Source organism: Micromonospora parva (genome assembly GCF_040649675.1).
Lineage (GTDB): Bacteria > Actinomycetota > Actinomycetes > Mycobacteriales > Micromonosporaceae > Micromonospora > Micromonospora parva.
The window spans coordinates 440,915-465,341 of sequence record NZ_JBEZFX010000003.1 but is presented as its reverse complement, the minus strand read 5'-3'; the positions used below and the strand labels follow the sequence as shown (position 1 = coordinate 465,341).

At 72.5% G+C, this 24,427-nt stretch carries 24 protein-coding genes; 14 read left to right on the top strand and 10 right to left on the bottom strand.

Annotated features, from left to right (window positions below; translation table 11 throughout):
- Positions 1-2: 2 nt before the first annotated feature.
- The 6 genes from AB0C03_RS10690 to AB0C03_RS10665 all read right to left on the bottom strand — a co-directional run bounded on the left by AB0C03_RS10690 (position 3) and on the right by AB0C03_RS10665 (position 7,893).
- The gene (locus tag AB0C03_RS10690; protein ID WP_387220089.1) at positions 3-1,175 is read right to left on the bottom strand and encodes a M23 family metallopeptidase; all 1,173 of its coding nucleotides are present in this window, start codon (positions 1,173-1,175) and stop codon (positions 3-5) included.
- The gene (locus AB0C03_RS10685; RefSeq protein ID WP_036410627.1) at positions 1,172-1,729 is read right to left on the bottom strand and encodes a hypothetical protein; all 558 of its coding nucleotides are present in this window, start codon (positions 1,727-1,729) and stop codon (positions 1,172-1,174) included. The genes AB0C03_RS10690 and AB0C03_RS10685 overlap by 4 nt, the downstream gene beginning before the upstream one ends.
- Complete coding sequence (locus tag AB0C03_RS10680; protein ID WP_357636045.1) at positions 1,726-3,732, bottom strand: MFS transporter; 2,007 nt, start codon at positions 3,730-3,732, stop codon at positions 1,726-1,728. The genes AB0C03_RS10685 and AB0C03_RS10680 overlap by 4 nt, the downstream gene beginning before the upstream one ends.
- A gap of 1 nt (position 3,733) precedes the next feature.
- Complete coding sequence (locus tag AB0C03_RS10675) at positions 3,734-7,132, bottom strand: ATP-binding protein (protein ID WP_210864871.1); 3,399 nt, start codon at positions 7,130-7,132, stop codon at positions 3,734-3,736.
- Positions 7,133-7,202: 70 nt separating this feature from the next.
- Positions 7,203-7,565, bottom strand: coding sequence for a hypothetical protein (locus AB0C03_RS10670; RefSeq protein ID WP_030327985.1), 363 nt, complete (start codon positions 7,563-7,565; stop codon positions 7,203-7,205).
- Between the two features lie 13 nt (positions 7,566-7,578).
- The gene (locus AB0C03_RS10665; protein ID WP_030327982.1) at positions 7,579-7,893 is read right to left on the bottom strand and encodes a hypothetical protein; all 315 of its coding nucleotides are present in this window, start codon (positions 7,891-7,893) and stop codon (positions 7,579-7,581) included.
- Positions 7,894-8,249: 356 nt separating this feature from the next.
- On the opposite strand from AB0C03_RS10665, the gene folP reads away from it, so the two are divergent.
- The 7 genes from folP (at position 8,250) to AB0C03_RS10630 (ending at position 12,843) form a co-directional block, all read left to right on the top strand.
- Entirely contained in the window at positions 8,250-9,146 is an 897-nt protein-coding gene (folP, locus tag AB0C03_RS10660; RefSeq protein WP_030327980.1) for a dihydropteroate synthase, read from the top strand.
- Positions 9,143-9,511 (top strand): dihydroneopterin aldolase, encoded by a 369-nt coding sequence (gene folB / locus AB0C03_RS10655; RefSeq protein ID WP_030327979.1) that lies wholly within the window; start codon positions 9,143-9,145, stop codon positions 9,509-9,511. Before folP ends, folB begins: the two co-directional genes overlap by 4 nt.
- Positions 9,508-10,035, top strand: coding sequence for a 2-amino-4-hydroxy-6-hydroxymethyldihydropteridine diphosphokinase (gene folK / locus AB0C03_RS10650; RefSeq protein WP_030327977.1), 528 nt, complete (start codon positions 9,508-9,510; stop codon positions 10,033-10,035). Before folB ends, folK begins: the two co-directional genes overlap by 4 nt.
- A gap of 19 nt (positions 10,036-10,054) precedes the next feature.
- The gene (locus tag AB0C03_RS10645; RefSeq protein ID WP_030327975.1) at positions 10,055-10,591 is read left to right on the top strand and encodes a DUF3180 domain-containing protein; all 537 of its coding nucleotides are present in this window, start codon (positions 10,055-10,057) and stop codon (positions 10,589-10,591) included.
- A gap of 118 nt (positions 10,592-10,709) precedes the next feature.
- A complete protein-coding gene (locus AB0C03_RS10640; RefSeq protein WP_030327973.1) occupies positions 10,710-11,924 on the top strand; it encodes an ABC transporter permease in 1,215 nt (404 codons plus the stop codon).
- A 53-nt stretch (positions 11,925-11,977) separates the two neighbouring features.
- Positions 11,978-12,286, top strand: a complete 309-nt coding sequence (locus tag AB0C03_RS10635) for a hypothetical protein (protein ID WP_030327972.1) — start codon at positions 11,978-11,980, stop codon at positions 12,284-12,286.
- Between the two features lie 53 nt (positions 12,287-12,339).
- On the top strand, positions 12,340-12,843 hold the full coding sequence (locus AB0C03_RS10630; RefSeq protein ID WP_030327970.1) for a hypothetical protein: 504 nt from the start codon (positions 12,340-12,342) through the stop codon (positions 12,841-12,843).
- A 37-nt stretch (positions 12,844-12,880) separates the two neighbouring features.
- On the opposite strand, the gene AB0C03_RS10625 is transcribed toward AB0C03_RS10630, so the two are convergent.
- Positions 12,881-13,885, bottom strand: a complete 1,005-nt coding sequence (locus tag AB0C03_RS10625) for an ABC transporter ATP-binding protein (RefSeq protein WP_051708124.1) — start codon at positions 13,883-13,885, stop codon at positions 12,881-12,883.
- A 2-nt stretch (positions 13,886-13,887) separates the two neighbouring features.
- On the opposite strand from AB0C03_RS10625, the gene AB0C03_RS10620 reads away from it, so the two are divergent.
- The 4 genes from AB0C03_RS10620 to AB0C03_RS10605 all read left to right on the top strand — a co-directional run bounded on the left by AB0C03_RS10620 (position 13,888) and on the right by AB0C03_RS10605 (position 18,287).
- Positions 13,888-14,574, top strand: a complete 687-nt coding sequence (locus AB0C03_RS10620) for an ABC transporter permease (RefSeq protein ID WP_030327965.1) — start codon at positions 13,888-13,890, stop codon at positions 14,572-14,574.
- On the top strand, positions 14,571-15,311 hold the full coding sequence (locus tag AB0C03_RS10615) for an ABC transporter permease (RefSeq protein ID WP_030327962.1): 741 nt from the start codon (positions 14,571-14,573) through the stop codon (positions 15,309-15,311). Before AB0C03_RS10620 ends, AB0C03_RS10615 begins: the two co-directional genes overlap by 4 nt.
- A gap of 200 nt (positions 15,312-15,511) precedes the next feature.
- On the top strand, positions 15,512-16,516 hold the full coding sequence (locus tag AB0C03_RS10610; RefSeq protein ID WP_030327960.1) for a glycine betaine ABC transporter substrate-binding protein: 1,005 nt from the start codon (positions 15,512-15,514) through the stop codon (positions 16,514-16,516).
- A gap of 109 nt (positions 16,517-16,625) precedes the next feature.
- Complete coding sequence (locus AB0C03_RS10605; protein ID WP_357636036.1) at positions 16,626-18,287, top strand: hypothetical protein; 1,662 nt, start codon at positions 16,626-16,628, stop codon at positions 18,285-18,287.
- A gap of 18 nt (positions 18,288-18,305) precedes the next feature.
- On the opposite strand, the gene AB0C03_RS10600 is transcribed toward AB0C03_RS10605, so the two are convergent.
- The 3 genes from AB0C03_RS10600 to AB0C03_RS10590 form a co-directional block, all read right to left on the bottom strand.
- Positions 18,306-19,493 carry an NADH-quinone oxidoreductase subunit D gene (locus AB0C03_RS10600; protein WP_209444462.1) on the bottom strand — a complete coding sequence of 396 codons (1,188 nt, stop codon included), beginning with the start codon at positions 19,491-19,493 and terminating at the stop codon, positions 18,306-18,308.
- Entirely contained in the window at positions 19,490-20,767 is a 1,278-nt protein-coding gene (locus AB0C03_RS10595; RefSeq protein ID WP_357636228.1) for an SAM-dependent methyltransferase, read from the bottom strand. The genes AB0C03_RS10600 and AB0C03_RS10595 overlap by 4 nt, the downstream gene beginning before the upstream one ends.
- An 81-nt stretch (positions 20,768-20,848) precedes the next feature.
- The gene (locus tag AB0C03_RS10590; RefSeq protein ID WP_210864867.1) at positions 20,849-21,763 is read right to left on the bottom strand and encodes an SDR family oxidoreductase; all 915 of its coding nucleotides are present in this window, start codon (positions 21,761-21,763) and stop codon (positions 20,849-20,851) included.
- 118 nt (positions 21,764-21,881) lie between these two features.
- Here AB0C03_RS10590 and AB0C03_RS10585 point away from each other — a divergent pair, with 118 nt between their 5' ends.
- From AB0C03_RS10585 to panC, 3 genes are all read left to right on the top strand, one after another.
- Entirely contained in the window at positions 21,882-22,457 is a 576-nt protein-coding gene (locus AB0C03_RS10585) for a TetR family transcriptional regulator (RefSeq protein WP_357636032.1), read from the top strand.
- A 111-nt stretch (positions 22,458-22,568) separates the two neighbouring features.
- The gene (locus AB0C03_RS10580; protein ID WP_357636029.1) at positions 22,569-23,543 is read left to right on the top strand and encodes a Rossmann-like and DUF2520 domain-containing protein; all 975 of its coding nucleotides are present in this window, start codon (positions 22,569-22,571) and stop codon (positions 23,541-23,543) included.
- Complete coding sequence (gene panC, locus AB0C03_RS10575) at positions 23,540-24,388, top strand: pantoate--beta-alanine ligase (protein WP_210864865.1); 849 nt, start codon at positions 23,540-23,542, stop codon at positions 24,386-24,388. The genes AB0C03_RS10580 and panC overlap by 4 nt, the downstream gene beginning before the upstream one ends.
- The last annotated feature ends 39 nt before the right edge of the window (positions 24,389-24,427 follow it).

Sequence of the window (24,427 nt, the reverse complement as noted above, 5' to 3'; positions counted from 1 at the left end):
CCTCACTCAGCGGCGCGCAGCGGGGCGCCCCGCTCGCGCATGAACGGGACCGGGTTCACCGCGCCGGAGGCGCTGCGGTTGTTGCGCAGGTGTACCTCGAAATGCAGGTGCGGGCCGGAGGAGTTGCCACTGCTGCCGACCTTGCCGATCACCTGACCGGCCGTGACGATCTGGTCCTTTTTGACGAAGGGCTGGACCACCATGTGGCAGTACCGGGTGATGTAGCCACCGGCGTGCAGCAGGTCGACGAACCAGCCGCAACCCCCCTTGCCGGGAAATCCGTCCACGTTGCAGTCCTGGCGGCCGCGGTGGTCCTCGTCGCAGGTCGAGACCAGCACCCGACCGGTCGCTGCCGCGCGGATCTCGGTGCCCTTGGCCGCGCCGATGTCGACGCCGTTGTGGCTGGGCCGGCTGGCGGTGCGGAAACCGGAGCCCACTCGGCCGGGTATCGGCGCGGTCCAGCCGGAGGCGGCGATCTGGCCGCGTTCCGCCGCGTTGCACACCGCCTTGCCGTTGATCTCGACGGTGCGGGCCGCACCGCCGGCCAGCGCGTCCACGATCCGGCTGGCCACCTCCTCGTGTTTGGCGTACGCGTCCGGGTACGCGCTGACCTGCACCCGCTGCGCGACAACTGTCAGCGGTCGGCCCTGCCAGCCCTCAACCTTGACGAGCTTCTCGTAGAACTTGCGGGCCGCGTACGCCGGGTTCAACCGCTCGGCGACGGAGCCCCACCCCGGACGCTGCTGGAACAGGCCCAGCGAGTCGTGGTCCGCGCCAACGCCCTCGTGGGGCAGGGCCAGGGACTCGGGTACGCCGCTGTTCGCCAGGTTGCGAAGGGCGGATTCCTGCATCGCGGTGGCGAGGGCGATCACCCAGCCGCGCGACGGCACGCCCATGTCCTGACCAACCTTGATGATGATCGCGGCATTGCGGACCTGGCTGTCGCCGTACTCGGCGAACCGCGGCAGCTTGCCCGCGACGTTCACCGCTCGGATCGGTCCGCATTCCATGCCCGCGAGGGCGTCCCCGTTCTCGGCGTCGTCGCCGCCGAGCCCGGTGAGGAAGAACGCCGCGGTGCCGCCCGTGCAGCAGAGCAGAAGCAGCATCCCGGTGAGCACCGCGGCGATCAGGCCGAGCCGGGGCCGGCGGCGAGTGGGGCTATCAACGTCGCTCACGGCCGCTCCCAGTCCAGAACGTCGACCAGCCAACCATCGTCGGAGGTGACCAGCTCCAGCCGGAGCCGGCCGGTATCGAGGGGGAGCAGCAGTTCGACGAACGTCTCGGTTCGCTCCCGCATGGTCGGCGGACCGGTGACCTTCTCGGCGGGCACGCTCTCGGGCTCGGCGCCGGTCAACTTCTCCCTCAGCGCCGGTGTGGAGAGCGGCCGCAGGCCAGCCTGCCAGTCTTCGGTGGTCATCCCGGGGCGACCCAGCCAGGCTGCGGCGAAGCGGTCAGCGGTCTGTTCGGGGGTGCGGGCACCCGGCGACGTCACGGGTGACGGCGGAGCCGCGCTGTTGAGCAGGCCGTCGTCCCCGGCTGTCGGGTCCACGGTGATGATCGGTCCATCAGGACGGTTGCTCAACCCATCCGTCGAATCGACCGGGTTGCCGACCAGCCGGGCTGCCCCGAGCACACCGACAACCACCACCCCGATCAACAGGGCAATGCCCAGCCGGGACCGCAGCGCCCGGGTGAAGAGGAACTCCAACGCCCGCCGCATGGCTGTCACCTCGCCTCTGAGCGCACCCGAGGTCCGGTGCGATCCGGCGCTCGTTCGGAGGAGCCCGGGCGGTAGACCACGAACGACGGGTTCTCAGCCGGCACATCGGGTTCGGTCCAGGTCGCCGGCTTTCGGCGTCGGGGCTGCGGTGCCACCGGGCGGCTCCGACCGCGACCCTCCTCGGCCAGCGCATCGTCGGGCCGCTCTCGACCGTCCGGACGCACCGTCTCGCTGCGCCGGCCCTCGGCGGCGGCGGTCGGCACCGGGGCCGGGTCCTCCCGCCGCGCCTCCGGTCGTAGCCGGGTCTGCTCCGCGTCGGGTGACCGTCGACGTCCGCCCACCGGTTCGGCGGTGCCGCCCGGCTCCGCCACGTCCAGCCGCGCTGCGGTCCGCATGTCACGGAAGAACCGGCGGTGCCAGGAGCCGGCCGAACTCACCGCTTCGCTGCTGTCCTTGCCGCCGAGTTGGGTGATCCGTCGGTACGGCCGCAGCAGCAGCCATCCGACCACCCCACAGAGCCACACCAGCACCACCTGAAGCCAACCCGGCATTGTGGGGGTGCTCATGATCAGATCGACGGCGAACAGGTAGATCGCAGCCCCGGTGCCGAAGATGGCAATGTTGAACAGCGCGGCGACCACGGCGTTCGCCAGTCGCCGCAGCCCGGCGCTGGCCGGCCGGAGTAGACCGATGGTGCCCAGGATGGGTGCCGCGATCACCGCCCACCGGAAGATCAGGAAACCTAGCAGGACCAGCAACGACGCGGTGAGGTCGAACATTGCGAAGAGTGCGGCCGCGAGCACAGCAATAAACCCTGCGCCGACCCGGTCCATATCGCGTACGCCCTGAAGGTACTCGTACGCCTCGGGATCCTCGGCCTTAATCTGCTGCGCCACCCGCGCCCACTGCTGCTGCTTGGCTTTGATCGTCGCTTCCCGGGCGGCCGAGCTGGCGCGCATGGACTTGGCCTCGCCCCAGGTGAGAGATTTCGCATCGTAAAGTGCGGGGCCGTATTTTAGCGCCGTCTCGCTATCTGCTGAACCTAATACGCCCCGGAGCCAGTTCCGGTAGAGCATCGTCTCAGTAGCGGTGTCGCTGGCTCGGACAGCAGGGGCGCGAAGATCCTTGCAGCGGTCGGGCTCGATGCACCGCCCCGGGTCCGGTTCCTTCGCCTGCGGCCCAACGGCCTCATGCACGACGCCGAGGCTGGTGACAAGTGCGCCGTCGGCGATGTTTGCCGACTTGACTGGCCAGGCGGCCAGCGCCGTGATCGCGACCATCACCAGCAAAGCCCAGCCTGCGGTGGTCATCGCGTTACTCATGTCCGATTGCCGGGAGCGCCAGAGTAGGTAGAGGCCAACCACGCAGAGGGTGATGATTCCGAAGACGCTGAACACCTTCTGGTAGACGGCCTTGGTCGCTTGTTCGACAAGCGGGTCCGCCCATCCCCACATCGAACCGGGGTCCCAGGCGCGCTCTCTGAGCGCATTTGACGCGCCGATGATTGCCGTGGCGGCCATGAACTCGCCATTGGCGATCGTCGTGGTGAACTGGTAGTCCGGATGAAGCACGCTCGAGGCGCAGCCACCTCCGATGTCATAGGTGTTATAGCTGTAGCCACCGTAGCCATAGAGGCTGTACCGGCCAGCTACCCCATTCGCGGTCTCCGTTGGCGGCGCGGCGGCGAACCAGCCGGCGAGCCCGGAGTCCGGCGCACCCGGGGTTGGTGCGTTGCGGCAAGTGACCTGGTCTTCGCTGACCGCTTGCAGCTTGTCCACGCAGGTGCGGAAGTTGGCTTGCCATTCAGCGGTCGTGCAGAGGTCGGCGCGGGCCTGGGCGGCTGGTGGTGCGGCGGCGGCGGCCTCGGCGCCGATCAGCGGCCAGGTGAGGCTGGCCCCGGCCAGTACGCCGAGGGCGAGCAGGAACGACGTGAGCCTTCCCCAGGCTCCCGGGCCTCGGTCACGGCCCTCCGCCTCGGCTCGACCGAGGACCTTGACCCAGGCCCTAGCCATGTCACGCCTCCAGATCCGGCAGGGGGATGCTCGGCAGCACTCCGGCCGCTGCGGCGATCGCGGCGGGCGTCGTGTCGAGGTGGTCCAGCAGGCCTTCGACGTACGAGACATCGACTCGGACCTTCTGCACCCGGCCGTCGACGTCGCGCATCACGAACTCGCGGAAGCCGAGGCGGGCGGCCGAGTTGGCGTCAGCGGCGGAGAGGGAGGCGAGGGTGGCCTCGTATCCGTCGTTGACCGGCACCCGCAGCAGCCGCAGAGCTTCGGAGGCGATTTCGGCGTCCTCGGCGATGCGGCCGACGAAGACGGTGGAGACGAGGTTCTGCACGTCGAGGCCGAGGATGTCGCGGGGGTTCTGGGAGGCGACCAGCGCGGCCAGGTTCCACTTGCGGGAGTCGCGGGCGAGCCGGACCAGGAAGGAGCGCCCGGAGCGCCAGCCCTCCATGAAGTGCGCCTCGTCCAGGCCGACGAGCTTGCGGGACGACATCGAGCCGCCGTAGCAACGCCGGACGGCGAGCCGGTGCGCGGTGTGCAGCATCGGCAGGGCCAGTGCTTCCTCGGCTGACCAGTACTCACGTTCGATCTTGAGGTCGGGCAACCGCAGCCCGGCCATGGTGATGACGGTGAGTGCCGCGTCGGCGCCGAGCAGCCCTTCCGGCGGTCGGCCGAAGAAGAGCATGGCCAACGGCATCTCGGCGGTGTCCAGCAGGAGGTTCGCCAGTTCCTTCCCGGCGTCGTCGTCGAGCCGCCCGAGGCAGCTCACCACGTCGTCCAGGGTGGAGGTTTCCTCGGCGGGGACCTGCCGGACGGCGTGCCGGAACAGGGTGGCTGTCGACGCCTCCCTGGCCACCTGCGGTGGGACGAGCATCATGCAGATGTCCTGGACCAGCATCCGCCGCTCGGCCCGGGCGTTGGAGACGGCGATTTCGAACTCCCGGTCGCCGGAGGCTCCGGGGCCGAACTCGGAGCGCAGCGGCGTCGGGATGAGTGAGTAGGGCGCCAGGGTGCCGTGCTCCGAACCGGTCAGGTTCAACACCCGGGAGTACGGCCGCAGTTCGGGCATCGCGCAGAGGCGGGCCAGCGGGCCGGACGGGTCGAGCAGGGTCACCTGGACACCTCGGCGGGCGGCCAGGTAGCCCAGGGCGCCGAGCAGTGTCGACTTGCCACCGCCCGGTTCGGCGACGAAGACCGCGAGCCCGGAGCGTTCCCGGACCTCCATGGGGAAGTGCAGGTCGAGGAAGACCGGGCGGCGGCAGGTGCCGGCGGTCCGGCCGATGAGGTCGCCCCGCCGGTCGCCCACGTTCGATGCTGCCTGGGGGAGCGCGGCGGCGAGCAACGGCACCGGCATGCGCCGGACGTAACCGGTGTTGGCGATCGGCTCGCCGGGGATGAATTCGCGGGCCAGCCAGTCCTGGTTCTTCGGGTGCTGCAATGAGATGCGCAGCTCCCGGGAGTAGAGCTGGATGAGCCGGCGGGCCCGCTCCAGGCATTCCTCCCTGGTCCGGCCGCCGACCGCGATCCGGTGCCAGCCGTGCGCTCGGGCCGAGTCGACCGGCAGGCCGGTGGTCATCTCGTCGCCGATCACCAGGGCGCGCTTGGCCAGTCGCTCCAGCTCGGGGGGCGCGTCGATGCCGTGTTCGGCGTAGTCGAGCTGTTGCGAGCGGATCATCCGCAGCCGGTGTTCGAGATTGCGGAAGGAGTCACCGGAGCCGAGGATGTCGACGCGGGTGGAGATCTCCATCGGCCACGGCAACCGCTCGTGGAAGTGCAGCCAGGGCTCGTGCCGTTCGGGGATCTCCAGCGGCTCCATCCGGCCGACGGCGAGCACGGCCACGTGCCGCTCCTCACCGGTCATCCGGTTGACCAGTTTCACGGTCGAGCCGTACGGGGTGCGGTAGCGCTCCACCTGCTCGGTCATGGCGAGCAGGTCACCGCGCTCCCAGCGCCCGTCGGTGACGGGGGAGAGGGTGCTCGGCGGCGACATGCACAGCGCCACCGAGCGGTAGAGCAGCCATTCCAGCTCCTGGGCGGTGACCCGCCGGCCGCGCATGCCGAACGCGCCGAGCACCTCGTCGAACTGCTCGACGGTGCGGCCCAGCTTGCGGCGTTCGCCGTCGGCGGTGCCCCGACCGAAGGTGCGCAGCAGCCGCTCGGTGAGCGAGTCGCCGAGTGAGCGGCGGGCGAAGGTGACCCCCAGGTAGGTCTGCCCCTCGGCGTGGTTGACCGCCATCAGGTGGCGTTGGGCGGCGACCAGGTGATCGGCCCAGCCGGTGGTGCCGGGGACGTCGGGCAGCGGTGCCGAGGTGTGCGTGTCGATCGTGCGGGCCCACTCGTCGGCGGGGAACGGCCGGGTGGTGCGGCGCAGGTGCAGTCGGAAGCCGGCCAGGCCGGCGTACTGCTCGGAGATCGCCGACAGCAGCGCCTCACGTTCGGCGTCCGGCCGGAACGCCCAGCGGACCTCGGGCAACCAGTACCAGGCCGTGACGGTGTTCGGCGTGAAGGTCAGGTGGCCGGCGATCTCGGTGATGGCCAACTCGACCGACGGGTCCCGGTCTCCGAATTTGATCTTTGGAGCCCGTACCCGGGTCGGCTTGATCGGTCGGTCCGCTCGGCTCGCCGCACGTTGGCGGGGTGCGGCGACCTCCTTGCCGGTGGACGCGGTGCCGGTGCTCCTGGGGCGACCCGGGTCGGCCGCCCGCCGCGCCGTGCGTTCCAGGGCTGGGCGGTCAGTGCCGGCGATGCTGGCCGGCTGCGGGGCTGGTGCGGTGGGCCGGGCCGCCTGTGCCGGGGGTCGGCTCGGCGGGGCGCCGGCTGGCCGGCCGGCGGGGTCGGTGGTCGCCGCCGATGGCCCAGGGCCGGTGGCCGGGGCGGGCTCGTCCGGCGGACGCCGCATCGGCCGTCGATCGCCGGCCTGATGCGGCACCCGGGACTCGGTCGGGTGGCCGCCTCCGTGGCGTGCCTCGACGGGTCGGACACCGCTGCCGGGCTGGTCGGCGGGCGTCCACGGCGGCTCCACTTCGGGAACCGCACGGGCTGGTGCCGGGCTGGCGGTGGGTGGCGGCTGGTGCGGGATCGCCGGTTGCTCGCGGGTGCTCGGGCCGGCCGTGACGGCTCGGGTCGCGCCGGGCCGGGCCCCGCCGCCGAAGAGGTCCAGGAAGGGGGAGTCGATGTCGGCGTTCTCACCGGCCGACACGGTGCTGGGTTCGGCCGGTGGGGTCCGGCGGGGGACCGGCCGGGGGGCCTGGAACACGCCGACGGCACCGTGACCGGGCGACGTCACCAGCGCGGGGTCGAGGGCGACCTCGTCCTCGTCTTCGGTGTAGTCGAATGAGTGCGCACGGTGACCGGCCGGCGCGCCTGGGCGGCCGGCCGGGGAACCCGGCGTGGAGGAGCGGCTCATGCCACCGCCTCAGCGACTGTCGGCAGACCCGTGCCCGCGTCCGGTGACGGACCGTTCGCCATGCTTCCGGTCATGCCAGCTCCTCCCGAATCCTGATCCGGCTGCCGACCAGGCGCGGATCGCGCTGCTCGACCGCCGGCTCCCGGGTGCGTCGCCAGTCGGTCAGCGCGGTGCGGATGACCACCCGCGCCGGCCGGTCGGGGTCGACGTGCCGGAAGATGAACGACGTGGTCACGATGGCGAGCGCGATCTCCCAGGCCGGGAAGAGCTCGACCGTCAACGTGAACAGCCAGTGGATGAACATGTAGAGGGGGACCAGCAGGATGAAGAGCCCGTACTGGGCGTAGGGCAGGTGGACCGGAAGGGTGTAACCGGGCGGCCCGAGGTAGACCAGGCGGGCCCGGTAGATGTCGTCGTCGGTGCGCAGCCGCATCTGGTGAACGCGCCTATTCGAAGATCAGGTCGATCAGGTAATCGCCGACGAAGAAGAGTGTTGCCGCGCCGGCGATGAAGGCGAGCCCGACGATGGCGATCGCGGAGCTGGTCAGCACCTTGGAGATCTCACCTCGGCTGGCACGGCCGATGAAGATGACGCCCAGGACGGCGAGCAGGATCGGCGCGATCTTGCTGGCGAAGAAGGTGACGACACTGTTGGTGTCGATCCCCTTCGGTGCCGGCTCCGCGAGTGGAGCCGACGCCAGGGTGGAGAGCGCGTGGGCGACGCCGGACGACGCCGTCTCCATGAGCTCGAAGGCGATCACTGGAACCTCCCCATAGCGCGGCCGGCGGTGCCGCGGCGGTGCAATAGGCAAGCCTTGCGGGAAAAGTGCTCCACAGGGCATGGCGTTCTTGACCCTGTGTTCGTTACTCACCACGGAGGGTGGCGAGGTTTGGGCGGATTTCCCCCGCTTCGGCCCTCCCTCCAAGCTTCGCCATCTCGATGCTGGCCAATTCCAAAGCGTACGGGCCGCCCCGGATTGCGACAAGCCGCGAAGGGCCTGCCTGATGCTGCCCGGATGACCGATCGTACACCTGTTCTAATCGGCACGTCAGGGGCAGTGCCGCAGGGTCGACCCGGGTCGCTGGGCGCCGCTGCCGCGACCGGTACCGTCTAGTCGTGACCGATCTGGTGCGGGCCTCGGGCCCGGTGGTGATGGGCGTCCTCAACGTCACGCCGGACTCCTTCTCCGACGGCGGACGGTACGCCGACCTGGACGCTGCCGTCGGACACGGCGTCCGTCTGCGCGACGCCGGCGCGCACCTGGTCGACATCGGCGGCGAGTCGACCCGTCCGGGCGCTGAGCGGATCGACGCCGCGACCGAGGCGGAGCGGGTGTTGCCGGTCATCCGTGAGCTGACCGCCGCCGGTGTGACGGTGAGCGTCGACACCAGCCGCGCCCGGGTGGCGGAGGCCGCGTTGGCCGCCGGCGCGGCCGTGGTCAACGACGTCTCCGGCGGCCTGGCCGACCCGGACATGGCCCGCGTGGTCCGCGACGCGCGCTGCCCGTGGGTGCTGATGCACTGGCGTGGCCACTCCCGCGCGATGCGCGAGCTGGCCACCTACACCGACGTGGTGGCCGACGTGCGGGCCGAGTTGGCCCAACGGATCGACGCGGCGCTGGCCGCCGGGGTGGCCGCCGACCGTCTCGTCGTCGACCCCGGGCTCGGCTTCGCCAAGACGGCCGCCCACAACTGGGAGCTCAGCGCCCGCCTGCCGGAGCTGCTGGACCTCGGCTACCCGCTGCTCTTCGGGGCCAGCCGGAAGTCGTATCTCGGCGGCCTGCTCGCCGCAGCGGACGGCACGCCCCGACCGACCGCCCAGCGGGAGGCTGCCACCGTGGCCACCAGCGTGCTGGCGGTCGCCGCGGGCGCCTGGGGCGTACGTGTGCACGACGTACGGGCCACCACCGACGCGCTCGCCGTCTGGGCCGCCACCGGCAGCCCCCGTCTCGCCGCCGCATCCCGCGACCACTGGCGAGCGCAACACGATCACGAACACGAGGTACGGCGATGACGACGGACCGGATCCAGCTGACCGGCCTGCGGGCGCACGGCCGGCACGGGGTGTACGACTTCGAACGCGCACAGGGGCAGGACTTCGTTGTCGACGCCGTCCTGGAGCTGGACCTCGGCCCGGCCGCGGCCAGCGACGACGTCACCGCCACCGTGCACTACGGCGAGCTGGCCGAACGCCTGGTCGCGGTGGTGACCGGGGAACCGGTCAACCTGATCGAGACCCTCGCCGACCGGCTCCTCACGGTCTGCCTGGCAGACGAGCGGGTCGACTCCGCGACGGTCACCGTGCACAAGCCGGAGGCCCCGGTGCCGCACACCTTCACCGACGTGGCCGTCACCATGACCCGGGCGCGTGCCCGGTGACCCGGGCGGTCCTCTCGCTCGGCAGCAATCTGGGCGACCGGCTGGAGCACCTGCGTACGGCCGTCGCCACCCTCGGCGACGCGGTGCTCGTGCTCTCCGGGGTGTACGAGACTCCACCGTGGGGTGACACCGACCAGCCCGCGTACCTCAACGCGGTGGTGCTGGCCCAGGACGACAGCGCGACCCCGCGCGACTGGCTGGAGCGGGCCCGCGACGCGGAGCGTGCGGCCGGTCGGGTCCGGGACCCGCAGCGGCGGTTCGGGCCGCGCACCCTCGACGTGGACGTGATCGCGGTCTGGGGCGACGACGGCGAGCCGGTGCTCAGCGACGACGCGGAGCTGACCCTGCCGCACCCCCGGGCCCACCTGCGCGCCTTCGTGCTGCGCCCGTGGATCGACATCCAGCCGTACGGTCAGCTGCCCGGTCACGGCTGGCTGACCGACCTGCTGACCACCGGCCCGGCGGCGGACGAGGCGTTGGAACTGCGTCCGCGGCCGGAGTTGGCGTTAGAGTCGACGGCATGACCGAGCGGAACCGGCCGGCATGACGCAGGCGAAGCCCCCACCCCGCGGGTCGGGCCCGGACGGGTCCCGGATGGGCCCCACCCGGATCTCGACACTGGTCGTGGCCGGGCTGGCCGCGGCGGCGGTGGCCTGGCTGCTGATCAGCACCCTCTACTACAGCGGCATTCCCCGGTTGCCCTGGCTGCCGGTGGTGACGCTGGCCGGGCTCGCCGTGCTGGAGGCGTACGCGGCGATCAACACGCGGGGTCGGATCGAGCGCAAGCCGGGCCGGGACCCGGTCAACCCGCTGATGGTCGCCCGCTTCGTGGTGCTGGCCAAGGCGTCGGCACTGGCTGCGGCGATCTTCGCGGGCTTCTACGCGGGGCTCACCGGTTGGCTCTTCGTGGAGACCACCCGGGCCGCCCTGGACGATCGACCGGCCGCCGGTGGGGGCCTGCTCGCCGCACTGGCCCTGGTCGGCGCCGCGCTCTGGCTGGAGCGCTCCTGTCGGGTGCCGGAACGCCCGGACGACGAGCGCGAGCAGGACCCGCGCGAGAGCCGCCCCGGCCAGCGCTGAGCAGGGGGTTACGCCCGGCTGCGGGCGCGGGTACGGTGCCTGCGATCAGAGAGCGAGGCCGCCCAGGGTCCGTCCGTGCGCCGGACCGGGGGCGGTCGGCCACCGGGAAGGCGGCGTCATGGGGTACGAAGAAGCGGGCCGGGACCGGTCGGCCGAGCCCTCGTCGGGGGTGCCGGCCGCGGTACTGGAGAACGTCTTCGACGACCCCACCCACGGTGAACCCGGCCGGGACCGGATCGGCGTACACCTGGGGTGGGAGCTGGTGCTGCTGGCCGGTCTGGCGGCCGTGAGCTGGCTGCTCTGGCAGGAGGACCCGGCCGCGGTGCGCGACGGCAACCTGCGCACCCTGCTGATCGACGCGGTCGGGTTGGGTTTGCTCGCACTGGCCGCTGGGCTGAGTCTGCGGACGGCCGCGCCCAACCTGGCCATCGGCCCGGTCGCGGTGGCGGCTGCGCTGCACTACGCCGAGCAGGGTGACCGGGGCCTGCCGGCGTCGATCGGCCCGGCGGTGGCGGTCGCGGCGGTGGGCGGGCTGGTGCTGGCGCTGGCCGTGGTGGTGCTGCACGTGCCGGGTTGGGCCGCCAGCCTGGCCGGTGCCGCCGCCGTGGTGGTGTACATCGAACGCCGTTCGGCGCCCGTGCTGGTGCAGGGTGACTACGAACCGACCAGAAGCGCCGGGTACCTCTTCGCCGGCTTCGCCGCGGTGGCCGTCCTCGGTGGGCTGTTCGGCGCGATCCGGGCGATCCGCCGGCTCGTCGGCCGGTACCGGCCGGTCGTCGATGCGGCCCGCCGCCGGGGTGCGGTGGCCGCCGTGGTGACCGCTGTCGCGCTGGTCGTCTCCACGGTGCTGGCCGCTCTCGCCGGTGTGCTGCTCGCCGCGAACGACCCCGGCCCGGTGGCGCCGACCTCGGGGTTGGACTGGACCGTGCTGGCAGTCGGCGTGGCCCTGCTCGCCGGCACCAGCGCGTACGGCCGCCGGGGCGGGGTGTTCGGCACGCTGCTGGCGGTCGGTCTGGTCGCCGTCTTCCAGGTGTACGCGTCGGAACGCGACTGGACGTTGAGCAACTGGGTGGTCGGCGGGGCCGCGCTCGGCGTCGGGCTGCTGGCGACCCGGCTGGTCGAGACGCTCGGGCGGCCCCGGGCGGGCGGCCCCGAGCAGCCCGAGCCGGTCAGCGACGGCACGATCAGCTCGGGTTGGACGATGCCGCAGCAGCAGTCGGTCGACAACTGGCCGCCCACCCTGCCGACCCAGGCCGCGCCCCCGCCCGCCGACCCGTGGCGGGATCCGCGCTGGGAGGACGGCCCGCGGCAGTGGGACACCGACGGTCGGTGAGCCGCGTCGCGTCCGCCGAGCCGGAGCTGATCTCGACAGTTAGGCTCGGCGACATGACCGACACACCTGCCGCCACCCCCGGCGGAACCTCGTTCGAAGAGCTTGACGCGTTGCCCACCGAGGAACTGCGGGAGCGGGCGTTCGCCCTGGCCCGGGAGCGTCGCGACGTCAAGTTCTACTGGTCGGTGATCCGCCACCTGCCGAACGCGGACGAGGCCACCGTGCTGGACGGCGCCCCGAACTCGATCGGCCCGACGATCGACGAGGCCAACGCGTTGTGGCGGGAGCTCACCGGTCACGGGTACGAGGAGTCGGCGCCGCTGCTGCGGGCCGCCTTCATCGACTACCTGATGAAGCACTGAGCCGCCCGGGGCAGCCCAGGTCCGCCCGATCCAACGGTGCGGGGGCTGGGCGGATGGCGTCGTTCCTGCACCGTTCCGGCCCGGTCAGCCGCTACGGCACGGCCGCCGGCACCGGAGCGCTGGCCGTGTTGCTGCTGGTCGGCATCTGCGGCAGTCCGGCGTACACCGGTTGGGCCGCCACCCTGACCGACCCGGAGTCGGGCGGTGCCTTCTACGCGCGCCTTCTCGCCTGGCCGGCCTGGCGGCTGGACGCGGACGGGCAGGCCGGCGGGTTGTTCGCCGCCGACGTGCGGGCCGTGCTGCTGGTGGTCCTGGCGGTGGCCCTGCTCTACCTGCTGCCCGCCGCCCAGGTCGCCCGGGTGCCGGGCCCGGTCAGCCAGTTCTTCTCCGGCTGGGCCGCGTACGTGTTGGCCGGTGGGTTGGCCGCCGTGCTGGCGGTGCTGCTCGGCCCGGCACCGTCGCTGCTGGGGACCCTGCAGGGCGCCAGCAGCGGTGCCGGTTACGGCTTCCTCACCGGGTGGATCATCGGCGTCGCCAGCCTGGGTGGTCGCGCCTGACCGACCCGACCGAGGCGGGGTCAGCCTCGGTCGCGGGTCAGGTGGCCTGTCGGCCGAGGTCGAGGAGGCGCTGTCGGCTGAGCGTGCCGACCGGGCGGCCGGCGTCGGTCACCAGGAGCCGGTCCCGGCCCGAGGTGAGCAGGACTGCCAGCGCGTCGTACGCGGAGCCGTCCACCGTCACGGTGGGCAGGTCCGCTGCGGTGCCGTCGGGCACCGGCTCCAGCGCGTCACGGTCCAGTGGGGTCACCGCCAGTCGGCGGATGCCCCGGTCGGCGCCGACGAACTCGCGTACGAATTCGGTGGCGGGTGCGCCGAGCAGGGCGGCCGGGGTGTCGTACTGCTCCAGGTGCCCGCCCGCGGAGAGCACCGCGATCCGGTCGCCGAGTCGGACCGCCTCGTCGAGGTCGTGGGTGACCAGCACGATCGTCTTACGCACCTCGGCCTGAAGGCGCAGGAACTCCTCCTGGAGGCGGGCCCGGACGATCGGGTCGACGGCCGAGAACGGCTCGTCCATCAACAGCACCACCGGGTCGGCGGCGAGTGCGCGGGCCACCCCGACGCGCTGACGCTGGCCACCGGACAGCTCGTGCGGGTAGCGACCACCGAACTCGGCCGGGTCCAGCCCGACCAGGTCGAGCAGCTCGTCCACCCGGGCCCGGGTCTGGCTCTTGGGCCAGCGGAGCAGGCCCGGCACCGTGGCCACGTTGGCCCGCACCGTCTGGTGTGGAAAGAGGCCGACGTTCTGGATCACGTACCCGATCCGACGGCGTAGGCGCACCGGGTCGACGTCGGTGACGTCCTCGTCGCCGAGCGTGATGCGGCCGGCGGTCGGCTCGATCAGGCGATTGATCATTCGCAGCACTGTCGACTTGCCGCAGCCGGACGGGCCGATCAGCACCACCAGTTCGCCGGCCCGGACGTCCAGGCTGAGGTCCCGGACAGCTTCGGTGCCGTTCGGATAGCGCTTCTGGATGCCGTGCAGGGAGATCGACGCCGCGCGAGGTGACTGGGCCACGCTGGCAGCCTCCGGGGTAACGTCCACGTATGTCCTTCCGCCTGAGCTACCTGGCCGACCCGGGTAACCCCTGGTTCTCCTGGCAGTACGTGCGGGACAACTCTGACACGATCCTCGCCGCGGTGCGCGAACACGCCTCCCTCACCGGGCGGGCGGTGGTGATCGCGGTGCTGATCGCCCTGCCGTTGTCGGTGCTGGCGTACTGGTTCCGTCCGCTCGCCGGCCCGATCCTCGCTGTCAGCGGGGTGGTCTACACCATCCCGTCTCTGGCGCTCTTCGCGTTCATCGCCCCGTACCTGGGCACCGGTGCGACAACGGTGCTGGTCGGGCTGGTCCTCTACGCGCTGCTGCTGATCGTGCGCAACGTGGTGGCCGGTCTCAACCAGGTGCCGCCGGAGGTGCGCGAGGCCGCCGAGGGCATGGGTTACGGCAGGTGGAGGCGCCTGTTCCGGATCGATCTGCCGCTGGCGCTGCCGGGCATCGTGACCGGCGTACGGCTGGCGACCGTCTCGACGGTGGCGCTGGTCACGGTCGGGGTGCTGGTCGGGCACGGCGGGCTCGGGCAGTTGATCTTCGCGGGCTTCCAGAACAACCTCTACAAGGCCGAGATCATGACCGCCGCGCTGCTCTGCGTGGCGCTCGCGGTGGTGCTCGACCTGCTGCTCATCCTGGTCGCCCGGCTGGTGACCCCCTGGTCCCCCCGGAGGGCGCGGTGATCGTGGCGGCGAACCCGATCGGGCAGGCGATCACCTGGATCAACGACCCGCTGAACTGGACCAACCCTGGCGGCATGCTGGACCGGCTCGGCGAGCACCTGACGATCTCCGCCCTGGCGGTGGCGCTCGGGTGCCTGGTGGCCTGGCCGCTCGGACTCTGGCTGGGGCACCTCGGCCGAGGTGGCGGTCTGGTGGTGCTGATCTCCAACGCGACCCTGGCCATCCCCACCCTGGCGTTGCTGACCATCCTGCCGGTGGTCTTCGCCAGCGGCTTCGGGAAGACGCCGGTAGTGGTGGCGCTGGCCGTCTTCGCCGTGCCTCCGTTGCTGGCCAACGCGTACACCGGGGTGCGGCAGGCGGACCCGGAAGCCCGGGACGCGGCCCGGGGGATGGGTCTGTCCAGCGCGCAGTTGCTGCGCCGGGTGGAGTTGCCGCTGGCCGTGCCCTATCTGGCGGCCGGCTTCCGGACCGCAGCGGTTCAGGTGATCGCGACCGCCGCGCTGGCGTCCTTCGTCAACGGCGGGGGCCTGGGCCAGATCATCCGGACCGGCTTCGGGATCGGTATCGCGGCCGGCGGCGGGCAGATCGTCGCGGGCGGTGTGCTGGTGGCCGGGCTCGCGCTGCTCGCCGAGGTGGTCCTGGGCGGTGTCGAACGGCTGGTCACCCCCAAACCACTGCGACGCGGGCGGCAGCGCCTGGGACGCCCCCGGGCCGCCGACGCCACCGGCAGCGCGTGACCCGTCCGGGTGGGCCGGCGTCGAACTGACCACCCGGCCCGGTTCGTTCGGTGACGATGGGGTGACGAAGTCCATCCCAAGTTGTCGGTCGGTTGCGGAGGATGTTGGGTGGATATTCGCGGGCGGCCGACAGTCAGGATCGCCCGTCGGACACGCGGCCGGCCCGGGACGGGCCGCGCCGGGACACGGAAGGCGGGCACATGCGCGCACGTACACGTCTGGCGATCGGGGCGGTCAGCGCCGTCGCCGGGGCAGCGCTCCTCACCGGCTGCGGTGACGCCGGCTCGTCCGGCACCGACGCACCGCAGTCGAGCGCCTCCGGCGCCGGGTGCGCCCCGGTCGCCGGTCAGCAGCTCATCGCTCTGCAGGACGACAAGAAGCTCCAGAACTCCGACAACGTCATTCCGGCGGTCAACAGCAAGGCGGCCAACCCGCAGTTGATCGCGGCACTGGACAAGGTCTCCGCCGCGCTCGACACCCCGAAGTTGATCCAGCTCAACAAGGCGGTGAACGAGGACCGCAAGACCCCAAAGGTGGCGGCCGAGGAGTTCGCGTCCGCCAACAACCTCACCGCTGGCATCGCCAAGGGCCCGGGCGGCGACATCACCGTCGGTGCCGGCAACTTCGCCGAGAGTCAGATCCTCGGCGAGCTGTACCGGATCGCGCTCACCGCCGCCGGTTACCAGGTCAAGGTGCAGCAGATCGGTAACCGGGAGCTCTACGCGCCGGCTCTGGAGAAGGGCGAGATCCAGGTCGTCCCGGAGTACGCGGCGACCATGGCCGAGTTCCTCAACACCAAGGCCAATGGCCAGAACGCCCAGCCGATCTCCTCGCCGGACATCAACGCCACGGTGACCGCGCTCAAGGCCGAGGGCGACAAGGCCGGCCTCACCTTCGGCACCCCGGCCGCCGCGCAGGACCAGAACGCCTTCGCGGTGACCCAGGCCTTCGCCGACAAGTACGGCGTGCGGACCCTCTCCGAGCTGGCGGCGAAGTGCTCCGGCAGCGCGACGGTGCTGGGCGGGCCGCCGGAGTGCGAGCAGCGTCCGTTCTGCAAGCCGGGCCTGGAGAAGACGTACGGGCTGTCGGTCGGCAAGTTCTCCTCGCTGGACCAGGGCGGGCCGCTGACCAAGAGCGGGCTGCGCGACGGTTCGATCAGCGTGGGCCTGATCTTCTCCTCGGATGGTGCCTTCGCCACCAGCTGAGCCCTCCCCGCACGCGCTGTGGACGCCCCCGCCCCCGACCGGGCGGGGGCGTCCGCGCGTCCCGGGGACCCGTTCCCTCCGCCGGACATCGTGGGTAGGCTGCACATCCATGCCAGCCCCGGCCACCCCCGACGCCCGGCGTCAACCACCGCTGCTGACCATGCTCTTCTGGGCGGGCGTCGCCCTCGCCCCGGTGGCGGCGCTGATCCTGCTGGTGGCCGACGGCAACGGCCCGCTGCGCTTCGCCGCCGTGCTCGCCATCCTCGCGGTGGTGTTGATCGGTCTGTCCATCGCGCTGCGGCCCGAGGGCGAGGTCGACTCGGTGCGGACCGACGAGCTGCTGGACGAGATCGAAGGGCTGCGTCGGGAGCTGCGCAGCGAGATCGTGGCCGCCGCGCAACGCGGCAATCAGGCGCTCGACCAGGCGCAACGGGCCCAGGAGGCGATCGCCGCGGTGCGTCGCCGACTCGACGTCAGCGGTGCCGCTCTCGCCGGTGCCGCCCCCGCTGTCGAACCAGCGGGCGCCGGGCGGGCGCGGGTGGCTGCCGTCGAGCCGCCGGTGGACGACACGCCGGCGGCCCGTAGCCGGGTCCCGGGTGACGCGTCGGCCGGCCGGGCCCGGGTGTCGAGCCCCGACGACGCGCCCCGGTGGGGGCGCTCCGAGCACCCGGACGACGACGAGCCGGGGTACGCGCGGGCAGCCCCCGAGCCACCGGCCACCGCCGGGACGTACGGCGGGGAACGACCAACGGCCGCCGCGTACGGCTCAGCCCGACCCCGGGAGCACGACCGCCCCGAACCGGCCCACCGGCCGGGTGGCGTGGTCAGGCACACCGAGACCGTGCACGTCACCACCCGGCACACGGTGGTGGACGGCGGCGCGGCCGAACCCGCCGGGCGCTACGGCGGCGGGTACGCCGGCCAGTGGACCCCGCCCGCGCAGGAGTGGACCCGGGGCGGCGACGCGGACGAGCGCCCCCGGCCGGCCGGCCGGGCGAGGCACGAGCCGGACGAGCGCCCCCGAGCCGGGTACGGCGACGAGTCGGGCTGGACGGGCCGCCGCGACGAACCAGAGTGGACCGACCGGCGCGACGGGTACGCCCCACCCGACGAGCCCACCCCGCCTTCCCGGTCGCACCGCACCCCGGAGCGGCCGGCGGCCGCCTCCTGGGACAGCCCGGACGATCGGGGCTGGTCGGAGCAGCGTGACCGGGCGGCTGCCGCGCCGCAGCCCGGGCCGCCCCTGCGGGCTGACGACACCGGCGAGTACTGGTCGCAGTTGCGGACCGGTGACCGGTGGGCCGCCGTCCGCGACGACGAGAACGGCCGCGAGTTGCGGGTCGGCGAACGCCGGGCCGAGGTGCACGCCGACGCCACCGGCACCGAGTACCGGATGGCCGACCGCTGGGCCGCCGTCCGCCACGAGGAGCCGCGCCGCCAGGAGGACGCCGGCGGTTACGAGGAGCCGCGCCGCTACGAGGACGCCAGCGGTTACGAGGAGCCGCGCCGCCACGAGGAGGCCGGCGGTTACGAGCCGGCGCGTCGCCGCGACCGCGACGGTGGCTGGCGGGACGAGCCGGGCCGGCCCGCGCTGCCGGCGGGCGGTGTGCCGGTGCCCGACGAGTGGCGTCCACCGCGCCAACGCGGCCACCAGGCGGAACCCGCGCCGGAACGGACCGGCCGGCGGCGGGTCGACGAGCGTTACGGCTACCCGCCCCAGGAAGACGTGCCGCGCGCCGGGGGCGCGCCACCCGCCGACCGCTGGCGCTGACCGGTCAGCCGGCTCGGGTCACTTGTCGATGTCGCCGACCACGAAGAACATCGAGCCGAGGATCGCGATCAGGTCCGGGACCAGGCAGCCGGGGAGCAGGGTGGCCAACGCCTGCACGTTCGCGTACGAGGCGGTGCGCAGCTTCAACCGCCACGGCGTCTTCTCGCCCCGCGACACCAGGTAGTAGCCGTTGATGCCGAGCGGGTTCTCTGTCCAGGCGTACGTGTGTCCCTCCGGCGCCTTGAGCACCTTCGGCAGCCGGGTGTTGATCGGCCCGGTCAGCCGATCCACCCGGTCCAGGCACTGCTCGGCGAGATCCAGCGACGCGTACACCTGGTCGAGCAGCACCTCGAACCGCGCGTGGCAGTCCCCGGCCGTCCGGGTGACCACCGGCACGTCCAGCTCGTCGTAGGCCAGGTAGGGGTCGTCGCGGCGCAGGTCCAGGTCGAGCCCGGAGGCTCGGGCCACCGGGCCGGACGCACCGAACGCGGCGGCGTCCGCGGCGGACAGCACACCCACGCCGACGGTACGGGCCAGGAAGATGTCGTTGCGGCGGATCAGGTGGTCCAGGTCGGGCAACCGGCGGCGTACCTCACCGATCGCCGCGCGGGCCCGCCCGGTCCACCCGTACGGCACCTCCTCCTTGAGGCCACCCACCCGGTTGAACATGTAGTGGATCCGGCCGCCGGAGACCTCCTCCATCACCGCCTGGATGGTTTCGCGTTCCCGGAAGGCGTAGAAGATCGGTGTGATCGCGCCGATCTCCAACGGGTACGAGCCGAGGAACATCAGGTGGTTGAGCACCCGGTTCAGCTCCGCGAGGGCCATCCGCAGCCAGGTGGCCCGCTCCGGCACCTCCATGCCCATCAGGCGTTCCACAGCGAGCACCACACCCAGCTCGTTGGAGAACGCCGAGAGCCAGTCGTGCCGGTTGGCCAACACGATGATCTGCCGGTAGTCACGCACCTCGAAAAGCTTCTCCGCGCCCCGGTGCATGTAACCGACGATCGGTTCGCAGGCGACCACCCGCTCGCCGTCGAGCACCAGCTTCAACCGCAGCACACCGTGCGTGGAGGGGTGCTGCGGGCCGATGTTCAGCACCATGTCGGTGCCGAGCTGCTGATCACCGGTGCCGGCGACCAGGCCGGCCCCGGTGCCGACGGTCAGTTCACGAAGGTCCCCGGCGTCGGTGGTCATGCCCGTCATCGTGCCACGACCGACCCGAGCGGGATGCCGACCGGCTGGCGCAACCACAGGTGCCCGCCGAGCCCGGCCGGGTCGGTCAGCTCGGCCACCGCCGACGCGGCGGCCAGCGCCCGCACGTAGCCGGCCGGGTCGGTGCCGGCCAGGCTGAGCGGCGGTCGCCCACCGTCGGCCCCGAGCGCCCGCAGCGCCTCCCGCTGCGGAACCATTGAGTACGCGCACCGGGCGACCGCCGCACCGGCGGAGGCGACCGAGTCCATGGCCACGTGGGCTGTCACATCACTCGTCCCGTCCGGCACCGGAGGCACCTGCCGCCCACCCCGGTACCCGGTCAACGTCCCGTCCACCGGCCTCTCGTCGCGTAGGTGCCCGTAGTCGACGGCAACCGCCAGCCCTCGGCTGATCTTCCGGACCGCGTTCGCCCAGGCTTCGTCCCTCGGTCTACCGATCTCTGCGCGGTGGTTGCCGTGGGGGGTTTCCGGGCAGCCCGGCCAGCTCCGGGCGGTCAGGCTTGATCCCTGCGCCGGCCGGGCTGCCCGGAAACCCGACTCGCTTCCGCTGGTCGCGTCAGTCGAGGTCAACCCCGGATCCGGGTCGCTGGTCGCACTCGGGGAGCTGGTGAGGCTGGGCCACCAGGTGGTGAGCCAGTCGAGGTCGTCGGGGGTGACCGGCTCGCCGATCGTCTCCGCGCCGCTGTCGGGGTCGACGAGCACGTATCGCCAGCCATCGGCGGTGTGCACTGCCACGTCCAACGGGACGTTGTCCAGCCATTCGGTGGCGATCAACAGTCCGGTGATCCCGTCGGGAATCTCAGCGGTCCAGTTGATCTCTTCGGGCAGGTTCTCGGGACGGTCGGCGTACTCGACAGCTGTGAAGCGGATGCGTTCCGCAAGCGACGGACGGACATTGCCGGACGACGGCTCCCCGCCCAGCGGACGGGCGGAGGCCGTGGGAGTCAGGGTTTCCGGGGAGCCCGACCACGCAGGGATCAAGCCTGACCGCCCGGAGTGGGCGGGCTCCCCGGAAACCCCCACCGCGAGCCCGACGAGAGCCCGCAGCAGCTCGCCTCGCCCAGCCCCCACGTCGACCACGTCGAGCCGCGACGGATGCCCCAGAGCGGCGTCGACCTCCGTGAGCAGGCGCAGCAGGGCGGTGGTGAACGCCGGGGACGCGTGCACGCTGGTCCGGAAGTGGGCGGCCGGCCCGCCGCCGGCCACGAAGAAGCCGCCCGGCCCGTAGAGGGCCTGGTTCATGGCGTCCCGCCAGCGGATCGGCATCAGGTCAGGGTGCGTCACCGTGCCGACCCTACGGTCACCGGTTGTGGGCCGACCCGTGATCCCCGCCCGGGGTCGTGCCGTTCATGCCGTCCGGAAGTAGTGCCCTTCGTGCAGGTCGGCGATCAGGTCGGGGTGGGTCGGGGTCCAGCCCAGCAGGTCGCGGGTGAGGGCGGACGACGTGGGGTTGTCGATCTGCACGAACGAGCCGAGGAAGCCGAAGTGCTCGTCGGCCTCGGCGGGGCTGATGCTGCGGACCGGGAGGCCGAGGTTGTCGCCGATGGCTGCCGCGATCTGTCGGAAGGGGACGCCTTCGTCGGCGGCTCCGTGCAGGCGCGTGCCGGCTGGGGCCTTTTCGAGGGCGAGTCGGTAGAGCACTGCCGCGTCGAGGGTGTGGACGGCCGGCCACCGGTTGGTGCCCTCGCCGACGTACGCGGCGTAGCCCTTGCGTCGGGCCGCGGCGATGATGGTGCTGATGAAGCCGTAGCGGTCGAGGGAGCTGTGCACCGTGGGTGCGAGCCGGACGATGGAGGAGCGCACACCGCGGGAGCCGAGGCCGGCCACGAAGTTCTCCGCGTCGATCCGGTAGCCGCCGCCCGGGAAGGTGTCGTGTTCGGTGCCGGGGCGGCCGACGATGCCGCCCATCACGAGCATGGCCGTCCCGCCGGTGCCGACCAGGGGTTTGCCGGAGCCGGCCAGGCCGTCGGCGAGTGCGGTGAGGGCGTCCAGGTCGGTCCTGGCGGCACCGGCCAGGTCGCCGTTGACCATGAGGTCGTGGCGGAACGCCAGGTGGATGACGCCGTCGGCGGCGACCGCCTGGTCCCGAAGCACGTCGAGGTCGGCCAGGTCGCCGCGGTGTGCGTGGGCGCCGAGCTTCTCGATGGCGGCGGCGGATGTGTCGGAGCGGGCGAGGCCGACGACCTCGTGCCCGGCGGAGAGCAGTTCCGGGACGACTGCGGAGCCGAGGTGGCCGGAGGCGCCTGTGACGAATACGCGCATGGTGGTTCCTTCGTGAGTGCCGATGTCACCTTGCGACATAACCGTATACCGAGTGATGTCACATCGCGACATCCGGACGAACTTAATGTCGCAGTGTGACGTCGGATACCATCGCCGCATGGCCCGCTGGCAACCGGACGCGCGCGGCCGCCTGGAGGCGGCCGCCTTCGAGCTGTTCCGCGAGCGCGGCTTCGAACAGACCACCGTCGCCGACATCGCCGCCCGTGCCGGCCTCGACAAACGCACCTTCTACCGGCTCTTCGGGGACAAGCGCGAGGCGCTCTTCAGCGGCAGCGGGCGCGTCGAGGAGGTCCTGGTCCAGGCGGTGACCGAGACCGACGCCGGCCCGTTCGAGGCGGTCGTCGCCGCCTTCCGCCGGGTGGCGGAGGAGCTTTTCGCGGACCGTCTCGAACTGGTCCGGGCGCGGCAGGCCATCATCGAGAGCAGCCCGGAGCTGCAGGAGCGTGAACTGCGCAAGACCGGCTCACTCGCCGCCGCCGTCACCGCCGCCCTGCGCGCCAGGGGCCTCGACGAGACCACTGCCACCCTGGCCACCGAGTCGGGCGCGACGGTCTTCCGGGTCGCGTACGCCCGCTGGGTCGCGCCCGGCAGCGACGCCCCGCTCAGCGACCTGATCGCCGAGGTGGCCGCCGAGCTATGCGCCATCACGTCAGCCCCTACCGAAACGCCCTGACGAGCCGTCTCGTCGGTGGTGAAGGTTTTCACACATGCTTGTCCCGGTTCGGCGGGCCGGGCGCATACTTGCGATCGACCGGTACCCCTTCTCGAGGACTGGATCATCGACATGAGCGCACCGATGCGCCCGCGTCCGGCCGCCCCACCCGGGCCTGCCGCGTCGTGGGACAGCGCCGTTCCCGGCGCCCGCGCCACCTCCCGTCTGCTCACCGTCGGTGTCGTCGGCGCGGGCCGTGTCGGCGCCGTGCTGGGTGCCGCGCTCGCCGCCGCCGGGCACCGGGTGGCCGCCGTCTCCGGCAGCTCCGGAGCCAGCCGCGCCCGCCTCGCCCTGCTGCTGCCCGAGGTGCCCCGCCGCCCGGCCGCCGCGGTGGCCCACGCCGCCACCGACCTGCTGCTCGTCGCGGTACCGGACGACCGGTTGGCCGCCGTGGTGGCCGACCTCGCCCAGCGGGGTGCGCTGCACCCGGGCCAGATCGTCGCGCACACCTCGGGAGCGCACGGCCTGGCCGTGCTGGGGCCGGCCGTCTCGGCCGGAGCCCGCCCGCTCGCCCTGCACCCCGCGATGACCTTCACCGGTACGCCGGACGACCTTTCCCGCCTCGACGGCATCTCGTACGGGGTGACCGCCCCGGCGGAATTGCGCCCGCTGGCCGCCCGACTGGTCGCCGACCTCGGCGGCGTGCCCGAGTGGGTGGCCGAGTCGGACCGCCCGCTCTACCACGCCGCGCTGGCCCACGGCGCGAACCACCTGGTGACCCTGGTCAACGAGGCGACCGACCGGTTGCGCGACGCCGGGGTGTCCCGGCCGGAGAAGGTGCTCGCCCCGCTGCTGCGGGCCGCCCTGGAGAACGCGCTGCGGCTCGGCGACGACGCGTTGACCGGCCCGGTCTCCCGTGGCGACGCGGGCACCGTACGGCGGCACCTGGACCGGTTGGCGGCCACCGCGCCGGAGTCCGTCCCCGCGTACCTGGCGTTGGCCCGTCGTACCGCCGACCGGGCGATCGCCGCCGGCCGCCTCCGGCCGGTGGACGCACAGTCGCTGCTCGGTGTGCTGGCCGACAGCGGTCGGGAGGTGGCGGCATGACCCAGGTGGTGCACACGCGGGCCGAGTTGGCCGAGGCCCGGGCCGGGCTGAAGGGCACGGTCGGGGTGGTGATGACCATGGGTGCGCTGCACTCCGGGCACGAGACGCTGCTGCGCGCGGCCCGGGAACAGGCCGACCACGTGCTGGTGACGATCTTCGTGAACCCGTTGCAGTTCGGGCCGAACGAGGACTTCGACCGCTACCCGCGCACCCTCGACGCCGACCTGGAGGTGTGCCGGCGGGCGGGCGCCGATCTGGTCTTCGCCCCGTCGGTGGCGGACATGTACCCGGACGGGCAGCCCCGGGTCCGCCTCGACCCGGGTCCGCTCGGCGCTGAGCTGGAGGGCGCGAGTCGTCCCGGCTTCTTCCACGGCGTGCTCACCGTGGTGCTGAAGTTGCTCCAGCTCACCCGGCCGGACCTGGCGTTCTTCGGCGAGAAGGACTACCAGCAGCTGACCCTGGTCCGGCGGATGGCCCGCGACCTGGACGTGCCGGTCGAGGTGGTCGGCGTGCCGACCGTCCGCGAGCCGGACGGGCTGGCCCTGTCCAGCCGCAACCGCTACCTGAGCGAGTCGGAGCGGGCCGCCGCGCTGAGCCTGTCCGCCGCGTTGCGGGCCGGTGCGCGGGCCGCCGACGACGGTCGGGACGCGGGGGCGGTGCTAACCGCGGCGCACGCCGCGTTTGGTGCCGGTACGCCCGGTGCCCGCCTCGACTACCTGGTGCTCACCGACCCCGACCTGGAACCGGGACCGGTGTCCGGGCCGGCCCGGTTGGTGATCGCCGCCTGGGTGGGTGCCACCCGGTTGATCGACAACGCGGCGATCCACCTCGCCCCGCGCCCCTGACCCGGCCGCACCACCCTCCACCAATCCCGCGAAAGGCCA

Coding starts and splice junctions, on each gene's coding strand:
- AB0C03_RS10680 (WP_357636045.1), bottom strand. CDS start 3,732: ATGGCTAGGGCCTGGGTCAAGGTCCTCGGTCGAGCCGAGGCGGAGGGC.
- AB0C03_RS10675 (WP_210864871.1), bottom strand. CDS start 7,132: ATGAGCCGCTCCTCCACGCCGGGTTCCCCGGCCGGCCGCCCAGGCGCG.
- AB0C03_RS10670 (WP_030327985.1), bottom strand. CDS start 7,565: ATGCGGCTGCGCACCGACGACGACATCTACCGGGCCCGCCTGGTCTAC.
- folB (WP_030327979.1), top strand. CDS start 9,143: ATGACGACGGACCGGATCCAGCTGACCGGCCTGCGGGCGCACGGCCGG.
- AB0C03_RS10645 (WP_030327975.1), top strand. CDS start 10,055: ATGACGCAGGCGAAGCCCCCACCCCGCGGGTCGGGCCCGGACGGGTCC.
- AB0C03_RS10640 (WP_030327973.1), top strand. CDS start 10,710: ATGGGGTACGAAGAAGCGGGCCGGGACCGGTCGGCCGAGCCCTCGTCG.
- AB0C03_RS10635 (WP_030327972.1), top strand. CDS start 11,978: ATGACCGACACACCTGCCGCCACCCCCGGCGGAACCTCGTTCGAAGAG.
- AB0C03_RS10630 (WP_030327970.1), top strand. CDS start 12,340: ATGGCGTCGTTCCTGCACCGTTCCGGCCCGGTCAGCCGCTACGGCACG.
- AB0C03_RS10620 (WP_030327965.1), top strand. CDS start 13,888: ATGTCCTTCCGCCTGAGCTACCTGGCCGACCCGGGTAACCCCTGGTTC.
- AB0C03_RS10610 (WP_030327960.1), top strand. CDS start 15,512: ATGCGCGCACGTACACGTCTGGCGATCGGGGCGGTCAGCGCCGTCGCC.
- AB0C03_RS10605 (WP_357636036.1), top strand. CDS start 16,626: ATGCCAGCCCCGGCCACCCCCGACGCCCGGCGTCAACCACCGCTGCTG.
- AB0C03_RS10600 (WP_209444462.1), bottom strand. CDS start 19,493: ATGACGGGCATGACCACCGACGCCGGGGACCTTCGTGAACTGACCGTC.
- AB0C03_RS10595 (WP_357636228.1), bottom strand. CDS start 20,767: ATGCCGATCCGCTGGCGGGACGCCATGAACCAGGCCCTCTACGGGCCG.
- AB0C03_RS10590 (WP_210864867.1), bottom strand. CDS start 21,763: ATGCGCGTATTCGTCACAGGCGCCTCCGGCCACCTCGGCTCCGCAGTC.
- AB0C03_RS10585 (WP_357636032.1), top strand. CDS start 21,882: ATGGCCCGCTGGCAACCGGACGCGCGCGGCCGCCTGGAGGCGGCCGCC.
- AB0C03_RS10580 (WP_357636029.1), top strand. CDS start 22,569: ATGAGCGCACCGATGCGCCCGCGTCCGGCCGCCCCACCCGGGCCTGCC.
- panC (WP_210864865.1), top strand. CDS start 23,540: ATGACCCAGGTGGTGCACACGCGGGCCGAGTTGGCCGAGGCCCGGGCC.